We start from the raw sequence: 21,747 nt of genomic DNA on the forward strand, positions 1-21,747 counted from the left end.
CGGTGCGATCTGTAGGAGCCGGCTTGCCGGCGAAGAGGCCCCTAGGGCGTGCCGGGGGCTGTCAGCCGATCAGGGGTATTTGCGCTTGTCCGGCGCCGGGGGGAAGTACTGGTACAGCCAGGTTTCGCTCAGGGTGCGGTCCTGGGTGCGGATGAACAGCCGCAGTTCCACCGGGTCGACGCTGTCGTTGGTCGGGTACCAGTCGAAGAGGATGCGGTAGCCCTTGATCTCGTCCAGCACCAGGATGCTGAAGTCCTTGACCTCGCCGTTGGAGGCGGTGACCACCGGTTCGATGCCAGTGCCGGCGGGCAGACGATCGAGGCCGCCGCCGGTGAAGTCCACGGCAAAGCGTCGGGCCCAGACTGGCGGGTAGTGCTCGCCCGGGGCCCAGCCTTCGACGAAGCCGCCCATGCCGGAACGGGTGGCGTGGACCCGGGCCAGTGGCGTGCCTACCGGCGGCAGGGCGCTCCAGTAGAGCTTGTAGCCGTAGTTCAGGGAGTCGCCGGCGGCCACGGGTTTTTTCGGGGTCCAGAAGGCCACGATGTTGTCCATGGTTTCGCCGGTGGTGGGGATTTCCAGCAGGTCGATGCTGCCTTCGCCCCAGGCGGTGGTGGGCTCGACCCACAGGCTCGGACGACGGCTGTACCAGTCCACGGTGTCCTGGTAGCTGGCGAACTCGTGGTCGGTCTGCACCAGGCCGAAGCCCTTCGGGTCCTTGTCGGCGAAAGCGTTGAACTGCAGGTTGGCCGGGTTGTTCAACGGGCGGCAGATCCATTCGCCATTGCCGCGCCACATGGCCAGGCGGTCGGAGTCGTGGATCTGCGGGTGGATGGTGTCGCACATGCGCCGTTCATGGGTGCCGCAGCTGAACATGCTGGTCATCGGTGCGATGCCCAGTTGTTCGATGGCGGTACGGGCATTGATGTGGGCGTCGATCTCCATCACCACGCGCTCGGCCTGGCAGTCGATGTCGAAGCGGTAGGCACCGGTGGCGCTTGGCGAATCCAGCAGGGCGTAGACCACGAAGCGGGTGCTGTCCTTGTCCGGAGTCTCGAACCAGAACTGGGTGAAGTCGGGGAATTCCTCGCGGCGTTTGGCGTAGGTGTCGATGGCCAGGCCCCGGGCCGACAGGCCGTACTGGCCGGTGGCGTCCACTGCACGGAAATAGCTGGCGCCGAGGAAGGACACCACGTCATGCCTGTCCAGTTCCGGAGCCTTGAACAGCTTGAAGCCGGCAAAGCCCAGGTCGCCCTTGAGCTGGGCGGTGTCGACGCTGGTGTTCTGGTAGTTGAACAGCGCGGGACGGAAGTGCACTTCCCGCGCCTGGCGGGTCTTGGGATCGACGCTGTGCATGCGCACCGGTTGCTTGAAGCCCATGCCCACATGGAAGAACTGCACATCCAGCTGGCCGTTCAGGTCATTCCACAGCGAGTGCTGGCTGTCGTACTGGATGGCGTTGAAGTTCTGCGGCGTCATCTGCGCCAGGGTCGGTGGCAGCACCTGCTTGGTGTCCACGTATCGCTGGCCGGCCAGTTGCTTGGCCTGGGCCTTGAGACGCTCGAAGTCGAATGCCTGGGCTTGGCCATCAGCGGCGCCGGCCCAGGCCCTGGCTGCCAGCAGACCGCTGGCCGAGAGGCCGGTGTAGGCCGCCAGGGCCATGGAGGCTTTGAGGAGATTCCTGCGGTGCATAGATGAACCTTATACGGGGAAAGATCCCCAGCCGTTCCTGGCTGTATGAGGGGATCGCGAGGTGAGGTTCGGTCAAGCCATCGGCCAAACGCAACTGAATGTAAACAGACGGCGGATAGAATAAACGGTTCGCCAGGGGCAGAAAAATGATTAGCTTGTGTCCATTGGTAACCACTGATCAGCTCCAGGAACCTGTCCCATGCTGCACCCGCGCCTGCTCAGCGAAGACGATATCCAACGGCTCAAATTGATCGACCGTGCCGAGGTCATCGATGAGTTCTACCGCCTGCAGGAGGGGGTTCTGCTGCGTTATGCCCAGCATGAAGTGGTGGAGGGCTGGCCGGAGGGCGAGGCCGAGCATGACGCGCTGATCTTGCAGCAGTGTTACCAACGCGGCGGCTGGTTGTACGGGGTGTTCGATGGCCCGGCTCTGGTGGCCGCGGCGGTGGTGGATTGCCTGCCTATCGAGGCTGCTGGGCTGGACTTGCGGCAGTTGAAGTTCCTGCATGTGAGCCGGGCTTATCGCGGCCTTGGCCTGGGCCGGCAACTCTTCGCCCTGGCTCGGGAGCAGGCCCTGTTCATGGGCGCCCAGGGCTTGTACGTGTCGGCCACGCCGTCGCGGCACACCGTGGATTTTTACACCGGCCTGGGCTGTGAGCTGCTGGCCATCCCGGACCCCGAGCTGCTGCGCCTGGAGCCCGAGGATATCCACCTCTATCTGCGTCTGGTTTAAGCCTGGAGGGGCTTGCGCCAGCTCGGCCAGGCACCGATGGTCAGCGCCCGCAGCAGCCACTCGCAAGGGCCGTACTGATGAGAACGCAGCCACAGGGCGCTGAGTTGCATCTGCAACAAGTAGATGGCGATTACCAGGACGGGCATCCACAGCGGCGACAGATGGTTGATCAGCCCCAGTCCGTAGCCGGTGAACAGCAGGCAGAGGATCAGTGATTGCAGCAGGTAGTTGCTCAGGGACATCCGGCCCAGAGGGGCCAGGCGTTGGCACAGACGCTGGCCCAGAGGGGAATGAAAGGCCCTGAGCAGCAGCATGGCGTAACTGGCCGAGAGCAGTGGCGCGGTCAGTTGGCTGATGCCGTAGCCGATGACTTCCAGACCACCACCGGGGGCGTAGGCTGCCCAGTATCCGTAAAGCAGGGCGCCACCCAGGCCCAGGGGCAGGGTCAGGGCCAGCAGCCCTGGCAGCCTGCGTTCAAAGCGGTAAGGCGCCACTAGCAGGCCTTTGCGCCCGGCGACATAGCCCAGCAGGAACATCGCCAGGGTGCTGGGGCCCTGCAGTAGCCACAGGGCAGAAGCGGTCTCCAGCAGGTGAGAGGCGTTGTAGGCCAGGGTATCCAGGGCATCGCCACCCAGGGCCATGTCCTTGAGCAGCGCTGCGCCGTCGGCGGCGCCGGTGTAGAGACCGGCGCTCAGCAGTTGGACACCCAACAGCAGGATCAGCCCGGCGGTTCCCGTGATCAGCACCAGCGCCAGGGTCGCGGCCCACCTTGCCGACAACCCGCGCAGCGCCAGCAGCACCAGGCCCAGCAGGGCGTACAGCGAGAGGATCTCGCCGTAGAACAGCAGTGCGCCGTGCACCAGGCCGATGGCCAGCAAGGCCAGTTGCCGCCGCAGCATGCGCGGCACGAAGCGTTCGCCCGCCCGCTCGGCGGAGGCCATCTGCAGGGTGAAGCTGTAGCCAAACAGGAAGGAGAACAGCAGGTAGAACTTGGCCTCGAACAGCACCGACACCAGCCAGCGGATCAGGTGGTCGAGGTCGCTGGCGTAGGCCGGGTTGCTGACCGGCGAGGCGTAGTAGGGGTCGGCGAAAGACCAGATGTTCACCGCCAGGATGCCCAGCAGAGCGAAGCCGCGCAGGGCGTCGACCTGCTGCAGGCGTGACGCCTGGCGCGGCAACGGCGCGTTCATTTCCGGGACCTGGGCTGCGGGGCGTGTTCCAGAGCGGCGAGGTGCATGGGCGGGCCTGTCGGTGAATGGAGTGAAGGCTCAATTAACGCGATCAGGCGGTGTGCGGGCAATCAAACTCTTGTGAAAAAAAGTCAACAAACCTGCGGCGCCGTGTCCGCCCCGGGGCCGGCACGCCGCTCCGGGGTCAGCTCCCCGCCGGCGCCGTGGCTGGCAGGCACTGGGCTTCACCGGCGGGTGTTTGGCCTTTTTTCGTCCACCAGGTCAGGGGCCGGAGGCTGTTCAGGTCGCCGCGCTTGATCGCTTCCCGATAGCAGGCCAGGGCCCGGGGGCCATCGGTGGTGCCCCACTTGCCCTCGGCGTAGCCGCTGCCCAGGTAGTAGTAGGCGTCGGCCGAGTCCAGTTCCCGGGCGGTGCGCTGCACCAGCTCTTCGGACTTGCGCGGTTGCTGGCACTCATTGACGGAGCCATCGCCGCGGGGGTCGCAGTAGTACATCGACAGCATCAACGCCGCCTCGGCATCGGCCTGGGCGTAAGGCAGCAGCAGTTCTTCCGGCTCCCCGGGCTTGAGCTCCGGTGCCATGCCCGAGTAACCCAGGCTCACTGCCCGCACCGCCGCCGTGGCCGAGCCATGCCGGGCGGCGTCCAGCAGAAGCTGCTGGCCCAGCTCGAAGAAGTACTGGGTCAACAGGTACTGCTCGCGACCGCCGTAGCCCAGGAACAGATCGGCCTTGCGCATCTGTCGCTGCAGGGCGGTTTCATTGGCCGGGGCGTCCTGGTTGAGCAGGCCGTCCATGGACCACTGCTCCACCCGCACCAGTTGCCAGCAGGCGCCCTGTTGAAAGACGAAGGCCTGGACCACGTCGCCCAGCGGATCATGCACCACCAGGGTCTGGCTCTCCCAGAAGGCTTGCAGTCCGGCCCGAGCCTGGGCCTGTGGATCGAGCAGGGTCAGCAGGTGGCGGGTATCGCCCGTCAGCTTGTGCCGGGTGGTGATCTCGCGGCCGTACTCGTCATGGCTCGGGCGCTGTTCGATCAGCGGCGAATCGGTGAACGCCTGCTGCAGCTCCGGGCTGCTGGCAAAGGCCTTGAGGAAGGTCGGCAGGTCGCTGGACGGGCAGGCGGGGGCAGCGGCCTGGGCCGCCTGGGTGGCGGCGCCAAGCAACAGGGCGGCGAGCAACGGGCGCAAGAGATGACGAAGGGCGGGCATCGGCGAACTCATCGAGGTTGGAGGCGGAGCGCGGTTCATGGCGTGTCCGGCGGGGGTGTCGGCACGCAGCAGCGGCACAGCCACTGCGCCAGCCAGATTGCCAGCAGCAGCGGCACGCTCATCAGGAAGCAATAGACGTAGCCACGTATCGGATGGTCGGGAAACATCGCCCAGGCGGTGAACAGCACCAGGGCGCCGACCAGGCCCAGCTTGGCCTTCAGGTTGGGCACCAGGGCCACCAGCACGCTGACGAGGATCAGCAATTGGAGCAGGAATTCCACCATCATTCCCAGGCCGAAGCCCTTGGCGATGGAACCGAAGTGGCTGCGATACACCGATATGCCCCAGACATGTGCCAGATAGAACAGCGGCGCCGGCAGCGAAAGGGGCACGAGGCCGGTGATGATGCGTATCAGGTGATAACGGCCTACGGCGTCCAGGCTCATGGGCGGCACTCGTGGGCGGTGGCGCAGTTCTGTCGGGGCATGGGCGCATCCTTGCTGCCGGAAGGTCTTCAGCGATTCCGGTCGGTGGCGCCGGGTTTTTTCAGGCGGGCGATAGTGCCGTAACTCGGGGCGCTAATCCAGTCTGGCAGCCAGGGTGGGTGCTGATCGAGGACCCTTGATGCAGGCATTTCGCGCGCGTGGGGGGCTTCGTTGGCAAGCCGGCTCCTGCAAGGGGATCTTGGTCGTGGTGCAGGTCATGTGTCTGGCCCGTTGTCCGGTCCTTTGTCCGGTTCCTGGGAAAGCAACATTCAGAAGCACTATCGTCCCCCTGAACCTGGGCACTTCTCTCTAGGCTTACGGCCTTATGTGTCGATGTGACACCCAATTTTCCGGAGGCGGCAGATGAACACCCGTGGATTGCTCGATCAATTACTCAGGTCCGGTCAGGAGTTGCTGCAGAACAAGGCAGGCGCGGCGCCAACGGACAAGGCCAGGCCCGATTCCAGTGGTCTTGGCGGTTTGCTCGGCGGCAAGGCAGGCGGCCTGGGCGGACTGCTGTCCGGAGCGGGCGGCGGGGCCCTGGCGGCCGGCGCCATGGGCTTGCTGCTGGGCAACAAGAAGGCCCGCAAGTTTGGCGGCAAGGCCCTGACCTATGGCGGCCTGGCGGCTCTCGGAGTGCTGGCCTACAAAGCCTACGGCAACTGGCAAGCGCAACAGGGCACTGCTCCTCGCAACGAGCCGCAGACCCTTGACCGGCTGCCGGCGCAGCAGGTGGAGCAGCACAGCCAGGCGATCCTCAAGGCCCTGGTGGCGGCAGCCAAGGCCGATGGTCACGTGGACGAGCGTGAGCGGGCACTGATCGAAGGCGAGTTCCGCAAGCTGGACAACGATCCGCAATTGCAGAACTGGCTGCACAGCGAGTTGAACAAACCCCTGGACCCGGCGGACGTGGCCCGTGCTGCCAGCACCCCGGAGATGGCGGCCGAGATGTACCTGGCCAGCGTGATGCTGGTGGATGAAGAACACTTCATGGAAAAGGCCTACCTGGACGAACTGGCGCGTCAGTTAAAACTGGCGCCGGGGCTCAAGGCCGAACTGGAAAGCCAGGTGCGCCAGAGCGTTCTCTGAAGCACCTGGGACCTGTCGTTTGCCAAGGATGGCGGTTCTGCCGGAAGGTATTGCCGAAATACCTTCTGCAAGCCTGGAAGTGCCCGCTAAGCCACCATCCAGAGCGGGCGCACAAAGATGCCGAAAGTGCCATTCGGGTTCTTAAACCACCCATAAAACCTGCATCGTCCTCGGCTATACTCCTTCCATTTTTGAATGGCTTCGAGGACTGACTGTGAAGAACTGGACGTTGCGCCAACGCATTTTGGCGAGCTTTGCGGTGATTATTGCCATCATGTTGTTGATGGTCGTCGTCTCGTACTCGCGCCTGTTGAAGATCGAAGCCGGTGAAGAGCGCATGCGCAATGACGCAGTGCCCGGGGTTTATTTCAGTTCGATGATTCGCGGAGCCTGGGTCGACAGCTACCGACAGACGATGGAAATCATCGGGCTCAAGCGGGACCAGGGCATCAGCGCCCAAGACCAGGAAAACTTCAAGAAATATGAAGAAAACCTGCAGACTCAGATGGCCGGTTACCAGAAGTCCATCACCACTGAGGAGGATCGGATTGCGTTCGCGGCCTTCGAGAAAGACCATCAAGAGTTCAATCGCGTCATGGCCCAGGTGCTGGACCTGCACCTGCGGAACCAGAGTGCTGAGGCGATCCGCTTGTTCAACGAGCAACTGACCCCGCTCTGGATCAAGGGCCGCATCAAGCTCAACGAGCTCATCAGTTTCAACAAGCGCATAGCTGATTCTGCCACCCATGCCATCGACGATGCCGTGGCCGCAGCCAAGGTTGGGATGGGCGTGTCGTTGCTGGTGGCGATTTTCGTCGCTGGTCTATGTGGCCTGCTGTTGATGCGGGCGATCATGGCGCCGATGAATCGCATCGTGAGCATTCTTGAAATCATGCGCACCGGTGACCTCAGCGGCCGTTTGAACCTGGAGCGCAAGGACGAGTTCGGCGCGGTGGAAACCGGCTTCAACGACATGATGACCGAGCTCACCGCCCTGGTATCGCAGGCCCAGCGTTCGTCGGTGCAGGTCACCACATCGGTGACCGAGATTGCCGCCACCTCCAAGCAGCAACAGGCCACCGCCACCGAGACCGCCGCCACCACCACGGAAATTGGTGCCACTTCGCGGGAAATCGCCGCTACATCCCGGGATCTGGTGCGCACCATGACTGAAGTATCCAGCGCCGCCGATCAGGCTTCGGTGCTTGCCGGTTCCGGCCAGCAGGGCCTGGCGCGCATGGAAGACACCATGCATTCGGTGATGGGCGCCGCGGACCTGGTGAACGCCAAGCTGGCGATCCTCAATGAGAAGGCCGGCAACATCAATCAGGTGGTGGTGACCATCGTCAAGGTTGCCGACCAGACCAACCTGCTGTCGCTGAACGCCGCCATCGAGGCGGAGAAAGCCGGCGAGTACGGTCGCGGCTTTGCCGTGGTGGCCACTGAAGTGCGACGTCTGGCGGATCAGACCGCCGTCGCCACCTACGACATTGAACAGATGGTCCGCGAGATCCAGTCGGCGGTGTCGGCGGGGGTGATGGGCATGGACAAGTTTTCCGAAGAGGTGCGTCGCGGCATGGCCGAGGTGCAGCAGGTGGGTGAGCAGCTGTCGCAGATCATCCATCAGGTCCAGGCGCTGGCGCCTCGGGTGCTGATGGTCAATGAAGGGATGCAGGCCCAGGCCACCGGCGCCGAGCAGATCAACCATGCCCTGGTGCAACTGGGGGATGCCAGCAGCCAGACCGTCGAGTCCCTGCGCCAGGCCAGCTTTGCCATTGATGAGCTGAGCCAGGTGGCCGTGGGCCTGCGCAGCGGCGTCTCGCGTTTCAAAGTCTGATGGATGAGTTCGCGCACAAGCGCAGCGCCGCAGCCGGGGCGCGCAGTGCTCTGTTCCTGGTGTTCCGCATCGGTCAGGAGCGCTATGCACTACAGGCCGTTGACGTGGTGGAGGTGTTGCCGCGCCTGCAGCTCAAGCCCATTGCCCAGGCACCGTCCTGGGTCGCCGGGGTCTTTGCCTATCGCGGGGTGGTGGTGCCGGTCATCGACCTGTGCGAGCTGACGTTCGGGCGTGCGGCGCAGTTGCGTACCAGTACCCGGTTGGTGCTGGTGCACTACCGTGGCGACGGCTCCCAGCCACCCCGAGTGCTGGGTTTGTTGCTGGAGCAGGCCAACGACACGTTGCGCTGCGACCCCCAGGAATTCCAGCCCTATGGCCTGGACAACCGCCAGGCGCCGTATCTGGGGCCGGTGCGTGAAGACGCCCAGGGGCTTTTGCAATGGGTGCGGGTCGATGACTTGCTGAGCGCGCAGGTGCGGGAGTTGCTGTTTCCGGCCGAGCCTCTGGACCCGGCGTCGCTTGAGGAGCTTCGATGAGCGACGAACAACGGTTTTTCGACTTTCTCAAAGAGCGAATCGGCCTGGACGTCGCCTCGGTGGGCCCGGCGATCATCGAACGCGCGGTGCGCCAGCGCAGCAATGCCCTGTATGCCCGCAGCAGCGATGAATACTGGCAAAAGCTGCAAGGCTCGCGGGACGAACAGCAGGCCCTGATCGAGGCGGTGATCGTTCCGGAAACCTGGTTTTTCCGTTATCCGGAATCCTTTGCCACCCTGGTCAAGCTGGCCAAGGAACGTCTGTCACAGATCAAGGGCATGCGCGCCTTGCGCCTGTTGAGCCTGCCCTGTTCCACCGGTGAGGAGCCTTACTCGATTGCCATGGCTCTGCTGGATGGCGGCCTGGCTCCCCATCAGTTCAAGGTCGACGGCCTGGACGTCAGCCCGTTGTCAGTGGAGCGGGCCCGGGGGGCGGTCTATGGCAAGAATTCCTTTCGTGGCCAGAACACCGAGTTCCGCGAGCTGCACTTTTGCGCCGAGGGTGATCGTTATCGCTTGAGCGAGCGGGTTCGCGAGCAGGTACGGCTGCAGGTGGGCAATGTCCTGGACCCGGGCTTGCTGGCCAGCGAGCCGCCTTTCGACTTTGTCTTCTGTCGCAACCTGCTGATCTATTTCGACCAGCCGACCCAGCGTCAGGTGTTCGAGGTGCTCAAGCGCCTGACCCATGAAGAGGGGGTGCTGTTCATCGGGCCTGCCGAGGGCAGCCTGCTGGGGCGGCTGGGCATGCGTTCGATTGGCATTCCCCAGTCCTTTGCCTTCAGCCGGCACAGCGAGCCCGAGCCTGCACCGGCTCCCGTGGCCTTGCCTCAGCCCTTGTCCTTGCCCCTGCCGCCGCGCAGCTCGGTGCCTGCGGCGCCGCGCCAGCGCCCCTTTGCCGTCCGTGCAGCCCCGGCCCCGGTGGCCGAGAGCACGCCGCCGGACAGCGATGCCGCGAGCCTGCTGGCCAACATTGCCGCTTTGGCCAATGAGGGCAAGAGCGCGCAAGCCCGTGCCGCCTGCGAGCGCTATCTGCAGCAGCATGAACCTGTGGCCCAGGTGTTCTATTGGCTGGGGCTGCTCAGCGATGTGGCCGGCAACGCCATGGAAGCCCAGGGTTTCTACCGCAAGGCCCTGTACCTGGCTCCCCAGCACCCTGAAGCCCTGGCGCACCTGGCGGCGCTGCTGGCATCCCAGGGCGATGTCGCCGGAGCCCAACGATTGCAGGAGCGCGCTGCCCGCAGCACTCGCACTGCCGACAGTGAGTTGAAACGATGAGCCATTCCTACTCATTGGACGTGACCCGTGAAGATGCGCAGGCCATCGACGATTGCTGGAACCGCATCGGCATCCACGGCGACAAGTCCTGCCCTTTGCTCGCCGAGCATATCCATTGTCGTAACTGCGCGGTCTACTCCGCCGCTGCTACGCGCCTGCTGGACCGCTATTCGTTGCGTCAGGAGGACCGGGAACACGCGCTGAACCTGGAGGCCGACAGCGATGTGGTCACCCGTTCGCTGCTGATGTTCCGTCTCGGCGAGGAGTGGCTGGGACTGGCGACCCGGTGCCTGCTGGAGGTGGCACCGCTGCAGGAAATCCATTCCTTGCCTCACCAGCGTTCCCGGGCGTTGCTGGGGGTGGCCAACGTGCGCGGGGCCCTGGTGGCCTGTCTGTCATTGACCGAACTGCTGGGCCTGGATGGCACACCGGTGGTCGCTGCCGCGGGGCGGGTCATGCCGCGGATGCTGATCATTGGGGCCGAGGGCGGCCCGGTGGTGGTGCCGGTGGATGAGGTGCACGGTATCCATGCCATCGACGAACGCCTTCTCAACGCTGCCTCGCTCTCCGGAGAACAGGCCAATGCCAAGTACACCCGTGGCGTGTTGCAATGGCAGGGACGCAGCCTGCGCTTGCTGGATGAAGAGCAACTGCTCTTGGCCGTGACCCGGAGCCTGACATGACCCCCGATCAAATGCGCGATGCCTCGTTGCTGGAACTGTTCAGCCTGGAAGCCGAGGCCCAGACCCAGGTACTCAGTACCGGGCTGCTGGCCCTGGAGCGCAATCCGACCCAGGCCGACCAGTTGGAAGCCTGCATGCGCGCCGCCCACTCGCTCAAGGGCGCGGCGCGGATTGTCGGGGTCGATGCCGGGGTCAGCGTTGCCCATGTGATGGAGGATTGCCTGGTCAGTGCCCAGGAAGGGCGACTGTACTTGCAGCCCGAGCATATCGACGCCCTGTTGCAGGGCACCGACCTGTTGATGCGGATTGCCAGTCCCGGGGGCGCCGAGACCGTGGCGCCGGATATTCCGATCTATGTGGCCTTGATGGAGCGCCTGCTGACTCAAGGACCGGGAACGCCAAGCGTGCCGGCCCAGGCCAGCGCCCCGCCAGAGCCGCAATTGGAAGCACCAGTGGCGCCCATGGCGCAGTTGCCGAAGGAACTGGAGCCCTTGCCGCCACCGAGCGATCCGGCCCTGGAGCCGGCAGTGAGCAGCGGGCGCCCAGGCAAGCGCATGACCGAGGGCGGCGAGCGGGTGCTGCGGGTGACCGCCGAGCGCCTCAACAGCTTGCTGGACCTGTCGAGCAAATCCCTGGTGGAAACCCAGCGGCTCAAGCCCTACCTGGTCACGATGCAGCGCCTCAAACGGATTCAGAGCAACAGCCTGGCCGCCCTGGAAAACCTCAACCTGCACCTTAAGGAGCATGCGCTGAGCCTGGAGGCCCAGGAAGCACTGGCCGACGCGCGACGCTTGCTGGCCGAGTCCCAGCAACTGTTGGCGCTGCAGACCGCCGAGCTCGATGAGTTCGGCTGGCAGGCCAGTCAACGGGCCCAGGTGCTTTATGACACGGCCCTGGCCTGTCGCATGCGGCCCTTTGCCGATGTCCTCACCGGTCAGGTGCGCATGGTCCGCGATCTGGGGCGCAGCCTGGGTAAACAGGTACGCCTGGAAGTCGAAGGCGAGAAAACCCAGGTCGACCGCGATGTGTTGGAGAAACTCGAAGCACCGCTGACTCACCTGCTGCGCAATGCCGTTGACCACGGTATCGAGCTGCCCGAGCAGCGCCTGCTGGCGGGCAAGCCGGCCGAAGGGGTGATTCGTCTGCGGGCCTCGCACCAGGCCGGTCTTCTGGTGCTGGAACTCAGTGATGACGGCAACGGCGTGGATCTTGAGCGCTTGCGCCAGAGCATTGTCGAGCGTCAGCTGTCGCCGGCCCAGACCGCCGCCCAGCTCAGCGAGGAAGAACTCCTGACTTTCCTGTTCCTGCCGGGTTTCAGCCTGCGGGACAAAGTCACCGAGGTTTCCGGACGCGGCGTCGGCCTGGATGCCGTGCAGCATATGGTGCGGCAGCTGCGTGGCGCGGTGGAGCTGGAGCAGACCAGCGGCCAGGGCAGCCGTTTCCACCTGGAAGTGCCCTTGACCCTGTCGGTAGTGCGCAGCCTGGTGGTGGAGGTCGGCGACGAGGCCTACGCCTTTCCGCTGGCCCATATCGAACGCATGTGCGACCTGGAGCCTGAGTCCATCGTCCAGGTGGAGGGGCGCCAGCATTTCTGGCACGAGGGGCGGCATGTGGGGCTGGTGGCCGCCAGTCAGCTGTTGCAGCGGCCGGCGACCGAGACCAACGCGCCGACTCTCAAGGTGGTGGTGATTCGCGAGCGTGATGCGGTGTACGGGATCGCCGTGGAACGCTTTATCGGCGAGCGCACCCTGGTGGTGCTGCCGCTGGATGACCGCCTGGGCAAGATCCAGGATATTTCCGCCGGGGCCCTGCTCGATGATGGTCGGGTGGCGCTGATCGTGGATGTCGAGGACATGCTGCGTTCGGTGGACAAACTGCTCAATACCGGCCGCCTGGAGCGCATCGCACGTCATCACCAGCAGCATGCACAGGCTGCGCGCAAGCGTATTCTGGTGGTGGACGACTCACTGACGGTGCGAGAGTTGCAGCGCAAGCTATTGATCAATCGCGGCTACGATGTGGCCGTTGCAGTGGACGGCATGGATGGCTGGAATGCCTTGCGTTCGGAAAGCTTCGACTTGCTGATCACCGATATCGATATGCCGCGAATGGATGGAATTGAATTGGTCACACTCTTGCGTCGCGACAATCGCCTGCAGTCCCTGCCGGTGATGGTGGTGTCCTACAAGGATCGTGAGGAAGACCGGCGTCGTGGACTGGATGCCGGCGCCGACTACTATCTAGCCAAAGCCAGTTTCCATGACGACGCCCTGCTCGACGCAGTGGTTGAGCTGATTGGAGGAGCGCGGGCATGAAGATAGCGATAGTCAACGACATGCCCATGGCCGTGGAGGCGTTGCGCCGGGCCCTGGCCTTCGACCCCAGCCACGAGGTGGTGTGGGTCGCCACCAATGGCGCCGAGGCGGTGAAATACTGCGCCGAACTGACGCCGGACCTGATTCTCATGGACCTGATCATGCCGGTCATGGATGGTGTCGAGGCCACGCGGCGGATCATGGCCGAGTCGCCTTGCGCCATCGTGATCGTCACCGTCGACCGCCAGCAGAATGTGCACCGAGTGTTCGAGGCCATGGGCCATGGCGCCCTGGACGTGGTGGACACCCCGGCCCTGGGCGCGGGCAATGCCCAGGAGGCGGCGGCACCGCTGCTGCGCAAGATCCTCAATATCGGCTGGCTGATCGGCCAGCGCGGCAGTCGGGTGCGCTCGGCGCCGGTGCCGCTGCGCAGTGGGGCGCCACGCCAGAGCCTGGTGGCCATTGGCTCTTCCGCCGGTGGCCCGGCGGCCCTGGAAGTGCTGCTCAAGGGCTTGCCAAAGGACTTTCCCGCCGCCATCGTGCTGGTCCAGCATGTTGACCAAGTGTTCGCCGCCGGCATGGCCGAGTGGCTCAGCAGCGCGTCCGGCTTGCAGGTACGGCTGGCCCGGGAAGGCGAGCCGCCGCAAAGCGGCACCGTATTGCTGGCAGGCACCAACCACCATATCCGCTTGTTGAAGAACGGCACCCTGGCCTACACCGCCGAACCGGTGAATGAAATCTACCGGCCCTCCATCGACGTGTTTTTCGAGAGTGTCGCCAGCTATTGGAATGGCGATGCGGTGGGGGTGCTGCTGACCGGCATGGGTCGCGATGGTGCCCAGGGCTTGAAGTTGATGCGCGATCAGGGTTATTTGACCATCGCTCAGGACCAGAACAGTAGCGCGGTGTATGGCATGCCCAAGGCGGCCGCTGCCATCGATGCCGCCGCAGAGATTCGCCCACTGGACAAGATTGCTCCACGTTTGCTGGAGATATTTGCCAAATGACTGAAAAACGCAGCTGTCCTGGCCAGGTAGCAACTCAGGTGACAACCCATGAATGATTTACAGCTCGACGAATTCAAGACCGACGAAAACGCCGCGATGGTGTTGCTGGTGGATGACCAGGCCATGATCGGCGAGGCCGTTCGGCGTGGGTTGGCGAATGAGGAAAACATCGACTTCCACTTCTGCGCCGATCCTCACCAGGCCATCGCCCAGGCCATCCGCATCAAGCCCACGGTGATCCTCCAGGACCTGGTGATGCCAGGGCTGGATGGCCTGACCCTGGTGCGCGAGTACCGTAATCATCCGGCGACCCAGAACATCCCGATCATTGTCCTCTCGACCAAGGAAGACCCGCTGATCAAGAGTGCGGCCTTTGCCGCCGGGGCCAACGACTACCTGGTCAAGCTGCCGGACAACATCGAGCTGGTGGCGCGCATCCGCTATCACTCGCGCTCCTACATGACCCTGTTGCAGCGCGATGCGGCCTACCGTGCGTTGCGGGTCAGCCAGCAGCAATTGCTGGACACCAACCTGGTGCTGCAGCGACTGATGAACTCCGACGGCCTGACCGGGCTGTCCAACCGTCGGCACTTCGACGAATACCTGGAACTGGAATGGCGTCGGGCGATGCGAGAGCAGAGCCAGCTGTCGTTGTTGATGATCGACGTCGACTACTTCAAGACCTACAACGATACCTTCGGCCACCTGGAAGGGGATGAAGCCCTGCGCAAGGTGGCCACGGCGATACGCGAGGCCAGCAGCCGGCCTTCCGACCTGCCGGCGCGTTACGGCGGCGAAGAGTTCGTGCTGGTGCTGCCCAATACTTCGCCGGGCGGGGCGCGACTGGTGGCGGAGAAGCTGCGCCAGACCGTGGAAGCCCTGAAAATCCCTCATATCGTGCCGGTGGAGGGCGCCAGCCTGACCATCAGCATCGGTCTTTCCACCGTAACGCCGCAGCCCAACAGCCATTGTCGACAGTTGATTTCGGCGGCGGACAAGGGGCTGTACCTGGCAAAAAACAATGGTCGCAACCAGGTAGGGATCGAGTAGCGGCTCTGGGGGGGGCGGCTCATGGCCTGCGGGTAGCGGGTTGGCCCCGGCTGCCTTTCGGACCCGGGCGCAGATGGATCAGGGCGGTAAAATGGCGCCTGCGCGCGAATCTCAGTGGTTCGCTCACTGAAATTAGATGGCCGATTGGCCGCTAAAGCCGCTAAGCGGGCTGCCGTGATTCGGTGATTCCGTTATAATCTCCGGCTTTCAAAAGTTCGCCAACGAGTGCCGCCCCCCATGGAAATCAACCCGATCCTTAACACCATCAAGGACCTGTCCGAGCGCTCCGAAACTATTCGGGGGTATCTTTGACTACGATCAAAAGCATGAGCGTCTGACCGAGGTCAATCGCGAGCTTGAAGATCCGAGTGTCTGGAACAAACCCGAATACGCCCAGGAACTGGGCCGCGAGCGCGCTGCGCTGGCACAGATCGTCGAGACTCTGGACGAGCTGAACGGCGGTCTGGCCGATTGCCGCGACCTGCTGGACATGGCCGTCGAAGAAAACGACGAAGGTGCAGTGGGCGATGTCGTCGCCGAGCTGGCCCGTCTCGAGGAAAACCTCGCCAAGCTAGAATTCCGCCGCATGTTCAGCCACGAAATGGACCCGAACAACGCCTACCTGGACATCCAGGCCGGCTCCGGCGGCACCGAGGCCCAGGACTGGGCCAACATCCTGCTGCGCATGTACCTGCGCTGGGCCGACAAGCGCGGTTTCGAGGCGACCATCATGGAGCTGTCGGCCGGTGAAGTCGCCGGGATCAAGGGCGCGACCGTGCACATCAAGGGCGAATATGCCTTCGGCTGGCTGCGCACCGAGATCGGCGTGCACCGCCTGGTGCGCAAGAGCCCGTTCGACTCCGGCAACCGTCGCCACACCTCGTTCTCGGCAGTGTTCGTCTCGCCAGAGATCGATGACAAGGTGGAAATCGAGATCAACCCGGCCGACCTGCGGATCGATACCTATCGCTCCTCCGGTGCCGGTGGTCAGCACGTAAACACCACCGACTCGGCCGTGCGTATTACCCACGTACCGACCAACACCGTGGTCAGCTGCCAGAACGAACGCTCCCAGCACGCCAACAAGGACACCGCCATGAAAATGCTGCGGGCCAAGTTGTACGAGCAGGAAATGCAGAAGCGCAACGCGGCTTCCCAGGCCCTGGAAGACACCAAGTCGGACATCGGCTGGGGTCATCAGATTCGCTCGTACGTGCTCGACGCGTCGCGGATCAAGGACCTGCGCACCAACATCGAACGCAGCGACTGCGACAAGGTGCTCGACGGCGACATCGACGAGTACCTGGAAGCCAGCCTGAAGTCCGGCCTGTAAAACCCTGTAGGAGCCGGGGGGACGACGAGTCCTTGCCCGGCGCCCCCCGGCCGCAGGCCGGGGGCAACGAACCTGATGGAAAATTTAAAGACATGAGCGACCAACAACTCGACCCGCAAGCCCTGCAACAGGAAGAAAACTCCCTGATCGCCCTGCGCAAGGAAAAGCTTGCTGCCGAGCGCGCCAAGGGCAATGCCTTCCCGAACGACTTCCGCCGCGAAAACTACTGCGAAGATCTGCAGAAAAAGTACGCCGACAAGACCAAGGAAGAGCTGGCAGAGGCGGCGATCCCGGTCAAGGTTGCTGGTCGCATCATGCTCAACCGTGGCTCGTTCATGGTGATCCAGGACATGACCGGTCGCATCCAGGTCTACGTCAACCGCAAGACCCTGTCCGAAGAAACCCTGGCCGCGGTGAAAACCTGGGACATGGGCGACATCATTGCCGCCGAAGGCACCCTGGCCCGTTCCGGTAAGGGTGACCTGTACGTTGAAATGACCCACGTGCGCCTGCTGACCAAGTCGCTGCGTCCGCTGCCGGACAAGCACCACGGCCTGACCGACACCGAGCAGCGCTACCGCCAGCGCTACGTTGACCTGATCGTCAACGAAGACGTGCGTCAGACCTTCCGCGTGCGTTCGCAAGTCATTGCCCACATCCGCAGCTTCCTGATGAAGCGTGACTTCCTCGAAGTCGAAACGCCGATGCTGCAGACCATTCCTGGCGGCGCCGCGGCCAAGCCGTTCGAGACTCACCACAACGCCCTGGACATGGAAATGTTCCTGCGTATCGCGCCCGAGCTGTACCTCAAGCGGCTGGTGGTTGGCGGGTTTGAAAAAGTGTTCGAGATCAACCGCAACTTCCGTAACGAAGGCGTTTCGACTCGTCACAACCCTGAATTCACCATGTTGGAGTTCTACCAGGCCTACGCCGACTACGAAGACAACATGGACCTGACCGAAGAACTGTTCCGTGAACTGGCGCAGCTGGTGCTGGGCAGCACCGACGTGCCTTACGGCGACAAGGTGTTCCACTTCGGCGAGCCGTTCGCCCGTCTCTCGGTGTTCGATTCGATCCTCAAGTACAACCCTGAGCTGACGGCCGATGACCTGAATGACATCGACAAGGCTCGCGCCATCGCCAAGAAGGCCGGCGCCAAGGTGCTGGGTTTCGAAGGTCTGGGCAAGCTGCAGGTGATGATTTTCGAAGAGCTGGTGGAGCACAAGCTGGAGCAGCCGCACTTCATCACCCAGTACCCGTTCGAGGTGTCGCCACTGGCCCGTCGCAACGACGAGAACCCCAACGTCACCGACCGTTTCGAGCTGTTCATCGGCGGCCGCGAGATCGCCAACGCCTACTCCGAGCTCAATGACGCGGAAGATCAGGCCGAGCGCTTCATGGCCCAGGTGGCCGACAAGGACGCCGGTGACGACGAAGCCATGCACTACGACGCCGACTTCGTCCGTGCCCTGGAATACGGCATGCCGCCCACCGCCGGTGAAGGTATCGGTATCGACCGTCTGGTGATGCTGCTGACCAACTCGCCGTCGATTCGCGACGTGATCCTGTTCCCGCACATGCGGCCGCAAGCTTAAGTGTTGTGAATAAGAAGCCGCCTTTAACAGGCGGCTTTTTATTGTCTGGTTGGAACTGACGTACCGCTTCTAATTCTGTGTGATTTTCAAGAGGGAATATCTGTCGTGAACCGCGCAATTGCTCAAGAAGGTGCAGCCGGCATCGCCACTGCGGTGGCTGAAAGTGTTCAGTACCAGGGGCGCAAGGCCAGCCGGCAGGGCAGTGAGCAGCGTAGACAGGACATTCTTGATGCCGCCATGCGCATTGTGGTACGTGACGGTGTGCGGGCCGTGCGCCATCGCGCGGTGGCCGCCGAAGCCGGCGTGCCCTTGTCGGCCACCACCTATTACTTCAAGGATATCGATGACTTGCTCACCGATACCTTCGCTCAGTATGTGGAACGCAGCGCGGCGTTCATGGGCAAGCTGTGGGCCAACAACGAAGGGTTGCTGCGGGAAATGGTCGCCTACGGTGATGGCAGTCCGGCGTCTCGCTCGCAGCTGGCCGACGACATCGCTCGGCTGACCGCCGACTATGTGCAGCGCCAGTTGAGCACCCGCCGTGAGCACCTGATGGCCGAGCAGGCCTTCCGCCAGGAAGCCTTGCTCAACCCGCGCCTGGCGCAGTTGGTGCGCTCGCACCAGCAGATCCTGCTCCACGGCACCTGTCAGTTCTTTCAGGTCTTGGGCTCGCGGGAGCCGCAGCAGGATGCCAAGGTGTTGACGTCTATAATCGGCCGGATGGAGTATCAGGGCCTGCTCAACGGCGCTGAGCCGCTGGCGGAGGAAGAGATGCTCGGTATCCTCACGCGCTACATGCATCTGGTTCTGGCTTCGGTCTGACGCGCCCCACACGGCTGACCGGCTGCGGCCTGTCGGCCGAGGCCCACGCCAGCGGCTACAGTCATTCTGGTGTTCAAAGGAGAGTTGCATGCAAGCCTGGCGCATTCTGATTGCCCCGTCGTTCCCGCTGCTCAGCGGTTGCCAGATGCTCTTCAAGGACCCGCTGCCGGCTAAACAGGCGGCGCCTACCCAATTGCTGGGCAAGTGACCCCGCGCTACAGACCCATTCAATAGGAGTTTCGGGTGGACGATTACCAGCAGACGATACGCACTTTGTCCGATCGCATAGTGCTGGCCCAGACACCGATCCGGGTGCTGGATGCGGTGAAGTGGGACGAGAACATCCGCAAGGGCTTTCTCAAGGCCAAGGGCAAGGAAATGCCGGCGGTGGACCGCGCCTATTACGAAGGGCGGCCGCTGTCCTTCGACTCTGGCGCGGTGAAACTGGAGTTCCAGAACATTGAGCGCGACATCACCCGCCAGTTGGGCCAGTTCAACCCGGTGGGGCAGATCATGCGCCGGATGTGCAAGGAATACCGCATGGTGGTGCGCATGCTCGAAGCCCGGGGGACCGCTGATTTCGGGCTGATTTCCCAGGAGCTTTATGGCGCCGCGTCCGATGCCTTCCACGCCGGTGATCCGACTCTGGCAGACCTCGGGCTGATGATGTCCGACTACCTGAACAACATCGACGGGCGTGGCGATCTCAAGGACGAACCCAAGATTCTCAGCGCCAAGGAGGCGGTGAGCCTGCTGCAAAGCCGGTTGAACAAAGTGTTCGGCGAGGCCGAGGAAACCATCCGCGTATTCGAGTCCGACGGCATTGTCGCCGACGCGGCGGCGGGTGCCGACTACATCAAGATCCGCAGCGATGCGATGTTCAACAACCGGGACGTGCGGGCGCTGGAAGTCCATGAGGGGTTGGTGCATGTGGGCACCACCCTCAACGGGTTGAACCAGCCCATCTGCACCTTCCTGGCCAAGGGCCCGCCCTCGTCCACGGTGACCCAGGAAGGCCTGGCGATCCTGATGGAGATCATCACCTTCGCCTCCTACCCGAGCCGCCTGCGCAAGCTGACCAACCGCACCCGAGCCATCCACATGGTGGAGGAGGGCGCGGACTTTCTGCAGGTGTTCGAGTTCTTCCGTGAGCAGGGTTTCGAGATGGCCGAGAGCTACGGCAACGCCAGCCGGGTGTTCCGCGGTTCGGTGCCCAACGGGCTGCCGTTTACCAAAGACTTGTCCTATCTCAAGGGCTTCATCATGGTTTACAACTACATTCAGCTGGCTGTGCGCAAGGGCAAGCTGGAACAGATCCCCTTGCTGTTCTGCGGCAAGACCACCCTGGAAGACATGCGCACCTTGCGCCAACTGGTGGATGAAGGCCTGGTGGTGCCGCCCAAGTACCTGCCCGACCAGTTCCGCGACATGAATGCGCTGTCGGCGTGGATGTGTTTCTCCAACTTCCTCAACCACCTGAGCCTGGATCGGATCGAGGCGGACTACTCCAATATCCTTTGAATTTTTCCGGGGGCGCACATGGACGTATTCATAGATACACGGGGTGGCCGATGATGCGTTTGTTGGCCGCACTGACGTTGCTGCTGTGCCTCACCGGCTGCAGCTCGTTGCTGTTCTATCCCGAGCCCGGGCTGCCCTTTACCCCCGAACGGGCCAAGCTCGAATACCGTGACATTACCCTGACCAGCGCCGATGGCCTCAAGCTGCACGGCTGGTGGCTGCCGGCCAAACCGGGGGTGGCCGTCAAGGGCACGGTGCTGCACCTGCACGGCAACGGCGGCAACCTGGCCTGGCACCTGGGGGGCAGTTGGTGGTTGCCGGAGCAGGGCTATCAGGTGCTGCTGGTGGACTATCGCGGCTATGGCTTGTCCGAAGGTGCGCCGAGCCTGCCGGCGATCTACCAGGACGTCGATGCCGCGTTCAAGTGGTTGGACCAGGCCCCTGAGGTTCAAGGCAAACCCTTGATCGTCCTCGGACAAAGCCTTGGCGGCGCCCTGGCTATTCATTATCTGGTGGAGCACCCCGAGCGTCAGGCCCAGCTCAAGGCCATCGTCCTCGACGGCGTGCCGGCCAGCTACCGTGATGTCGGGCGTTATGCCCTGAGCACGTCCTGGCTGACCTGGCCGTTGCAGGTGCCTTTGTCGTGGCTGGTGCCGGACACCGACAGCGCGGTTCACCTGCTGCCGCGTCTGACCGGGGTGCCGAAATTGATCTATCACAGCATCGATGATCCGATCGTGCCCCTTTCCAATGGCATCCGGGTGTATCAAGCTGCGCCGCCGCCGCGGGTCCTGCAACTGACCCGCGGCGGCCATGTGCAAACCTTTGCCGATCCGACCTGGCGCCGCGTGATGCTGCGCTACCTCGATGATCCGCAGCATTTCGACGGGTTGCGCCGCCTGGGGGAAATCCCCAACTATCCGGCGACGCCGAATTCAGCAGTTGAACCTCCAGAGAGTCCGCAATGAGTGAAGAACGTAACGCCATTCCAATGATCATCACCGGTATCTGCAGCATCATCGGCACCGTGGCCTGCCTGTGGTACTACGGTTACCTGCACTTCGCCAAACCGGAGGACGCGCTGCTGCTCAGCGACTTCACCATGCTCAAGACCGTGCCCGGCGAGGACTACAAGATCTCCCTGCAACCGGCCGATGAAGTGGCCCAGTGCATCGATGGCGTGCTGGTGTTGTTCGACACCCAGCAGAAGGGCTTGACCGGGGTGCTGGTGAACAAGAAGAAGCAGGCCGTGCGCTGCATGGGGCAAGAGACGCCGCAACTGCAGCAGTGATCGATTTGCCGGCCAGCCGGTTCCCGTCTGGATAACCGCATAAAAAACGCCGCCGACCTGAAGAGGTCGGCGGTGTTTGGTTTTACCTGC

19 protein-coding genes are annotated in these 21,747 nt (G+C 63.3%); 15 read left to right on the forward strand and 4 right to left on the reverse strand.

The genetic code is table 11. From position 1 onward, the window contains the following. Nucleotides 1-69: 69 nt before the first annotated feature. Nucleotides 70-1,689 carry a glucan biosynthesis protein D gene (locus tag PFZ56_RS11455; RefSeq protein ID WP_102878516.1) on the reverse strand — a complete coding sequence of 540 codons (1,620 nt, stop codon included), beginning with the start codon at nucleotides 1,687-1,689 and terminating at the stop codon, nucleotides 70-72. A 199-nt stretch (nucleotides 1,690-1,888) separates the two neighbouring features. Here PFZ56_RS11455 and PFZ56_RS11460 point away from each other — a divergent pair, with 199 nt between their 5' ends. Further along, complete coding sequence (locus PFZ56_RS11460; RefSeq protein WP_102861323.1) at nucleotides 1,889-2,422, forward strand: GNAT family N-acetyltransferase; 534 nt, start codon at nucleotides 1,889-1,891, stop codon at nucleotides 2,420-2,422. Here the strand turns inward: PFZ56_RS11460 and PFZ56_RS11465 are convergent. The 3 genes from PFZ56_RS11465 to PFZ56_RS11475 all read right to left on the reverse strand — a co-directional run bounded on the left by PFZ56_RS11465 (nucleotide 2,419) and on the right by PFZ56_RS11475 (nucleotide 5,265). Next, nucleotides 2,419-3,612: a DUF418 domain-containing protein gene (locus tag PFZ56_RS11465; protein WP_170001084.1), complete on the reverse strand. Its 1,194-nt coding sequence runs from the start codon at nucleotides 3,610-3,612 to the stop codon at nucleotides 2,419-2,421. The two genes, PFZ56_RS11460 and PFZ56_RS11465, sit on opposite strands and share 4 nt — an antisense overlap. Before the next feature lie 184 nt (nucleotides 3,613-3,796). After that, a complete protein-coding gene (locus tag PFZ56_RS11470) occupies nucleotides 3,797-4,819 on the reverse strand; it encodes a hypothetical protein (RefSeq protein WP_262379200.1) in 1,023 nt (340 codons plus the stop codon). Between the two features lie 35 nt (nucleotides 4,820-4,854). Continuing rightward, entirely contained in the window at nucleotides 4,855-5,265 is a 411-nt protein-coding gene (locus PFZ56_RS11475) for a hypothetical protein (RefSeq protein WP_170001083.1), read from the reverse strand. Between the two features lie 402 nt (nucleotides 5,266-5,667). Here PFZ56_RS11475 and PFZ56_RS11480 point away from each other — a divergent pair, with 402 nt between their 5' ends. The 14 genes from PFZ56_RS11480 to PFZ56_RS11545 all read left to right on the forward strand — a co-directional run bounded on the left by PFZ56_RS11480 (nucleotide 5,668) and on the right by PFZ56_RS11545 (nucleotide 21,657). Next, complete coding sequence (locus tag PFZ56_RS11480) at nucleotides 5,668-6,393, forward strand: tellurite resistance TerB family protein (RefSeq protein WP_102861326.1); 726 nt, start codon at nucleotides 5,668-5,670, stop codon at nucleotides 6,391-6,393. 214 nt (nucleotides 6,394-6,607) lie between these two features. Next, entirely contained in the window at nucleotides 6,608-8,230 is a 1,623-nt protein-coding gene (locus PFZ56_RS11485) for a methyl-accepting chemotaxis protein (protein ID WP_110596463.1), read from the forward strand. Next, on the forward strand, nucleotides 8,230-8,766 hold the full coding sequence (locus tag PFZ56_RS11490) for a chemotaxis protein CheW (RefSeq protein WP_110652332.1): 537 nt from the start codon (nucleotides 8,230-8,232) through the stop codon (nucleotides 8,764-8,766). Before PFZ56_RS11485 ends, PFZ56_RS11490 begins: the two co-directional genes overlap by 1 nt. Next, nucleotides 8,763-10,040, forward strand: a complete 1,278-nt coding sequence (locus PFZ56_RS11495; protein ID WP_110596465.1) for a protein-glutamate O-methyltransferase CheR — start codon at nucleotides 8,763-8,765, stop codon at nucleotides 10,038-10,040. Before PFZ56_RS11490 ends, PFZ56_RS11495 begins: the two co-directional genes overlap by 4 nt. Then, nucleotides 10,037-10,723: a chemotaxis protein CheW gene (locus PFZ56_RS11500; RefSeq protein WP_102878523.1), complete on the forward strand. Its 687-nt coding sequence runs from the start codon at nucleotides 10,037-10,039 to the stop codon at nucleotides 10,721-10,723. Before PFZ56_RS11495 ends, PFZ56_RS11500 begins: the two co-directional genes overlap by 4 nt. After that, the gene (locus PFZ56_RS11505) at nucleotides 10,720-13,038 is read left to right on the forward strand and encodes a hybrid sensor histidine kinase/response regulator (protein ID WP_102878524.1); all 2,319 of its coding nucleotides are present in this window, start codon (nucleotides 10,720-10,722) and stop codon (nucleotides 13,036-13,038) included. Before PFZ56_RS11500 ends, PFZ56_RS11505 begins: the two co-directional genes overlap by 4 nt. Further along, nucleotides 13,035-14,045: a chemotaxis response regulator protein-glutamate methylesterase gene (locus PFZ56_RS11510; RefSeq protein WP_102878525.1), complete on the forward strand. Its 1,011-nt coding sequence runs from the start codon at nucleotides 13,035-13,037 to the stop codon at nucleotides 14,043-14,045. The genes PFZ56_RS11505 and PFZ56_RS11510 overlap by 4 nt, the downstream gene beginning before the upstream one ends. 48 nt (nucleotides 14,046-14,093) lie before the next feature. Continuing rightward, complete coding sequence (locus tag PFZ56_RS11515; RefSeq protein ID WP_102861333.1) at nucleotides 14,094-15,095, forward strand: PleD family two-component system response regulator; 1,002 nt, start codon at nucleotides 14,094-14,096, stop codon at nucleotides 15,093-15,095. Nucleotides 15,096-15,332: 237 nt separating this feature from the next. Beyond that, a protein-coding gene (prfB, locus tag PFZ56_RS11520; RefSeq protein ID WP_102861334.1) for a peptide chain release factor 2 occupies nucleotides 15,333-16,428 on the forward strand; the annotation gives its coding sequence in 2 pieces (ribosomal slippage) (nucleotides 15,333-15,404 and nucleotides 15,406-16,428; 1,095 coding nt in all). A gap of 92 nt (nucleotides 16,429-16,520) precedes the next feature. After that, a complete protein-coding gene (gene lysS / locus PFZ56_RS11525) occupies nucleotides 16,521-18,023 on the forward strand; it encodes a lysine--tRNA ligase (protein ID WP_102861335.1) in 1,503 nt (500 codons plus the stop codon). Between the two features lie 105 nt (nucleotides 18,024-18,128). Next, nucleotides 18,129-18,845 (forward strand): TetR/AcrR family transcriptional regulator, encoded by a 717-nt coding sequence (locus tag PFZ56_RS11530; protein WP_102878526.1) that lies wholly within the window; start codon nucleotides 18,129-18,131, stop codon nucleotides 18,843-18,845. A 243-nt stretch (nucleotides 18,846-19,088) separates the two neighbouring features. Next, the gene (locus tag PFZ56_RS11535) at nucleotides 19,089-20,366 is read left to right on the forward strand and encodes a flavohemoglobin expression-modulating QEGLA motif protein (protein WP_102878527.1); all 1,278 of its coding nucleotides are present in this window, start codon (nucleotides 19,089-19,091) and stop codon (nucleotides 20,364-20,366) included. Nucleotides 20,367-20,419: 53 nt separating this feature from the next. Next, complete coding sequence (locus PFZ56_RS11540; RefSeq protein WP_170001235.1) at nucleotides 20,420-21,334, forward strand: alpha/beta hydrolase; 915 nt, start codon at nucleotides 20,420-20,422, stop codon at nucleotides 21,332-21,334. Next, nucleotides 21,331-21,657, forward strand: a complete 327-nt coding sequence (locus PFZ56_RS11545) for a hypothetical protein (RefSeq protein WP_102878528.1) — start codon at nucleotides 21,331-21,333, stop codon at nucleotides 21,655-21,657. The genes PFZ56_RS11540 and PFZ56_RS11545 overlap by 4 nt, the downstream gene beginning before the upstream one ends. Nucleotides 21,658-21,747: the final 90 nt, after the last annotated feature.

The sequence above is a fragment of the Pseudomonas danubii genome (assembly GCF_042980055.1).
Taxonomy (GTDB): Bacteria; Pseudomonadota; Gammaproteobacteria; order Pseudomonadales; family Pseudomonadaceae; genus Aquipseudomonas; species Aquipseudomonas danubii.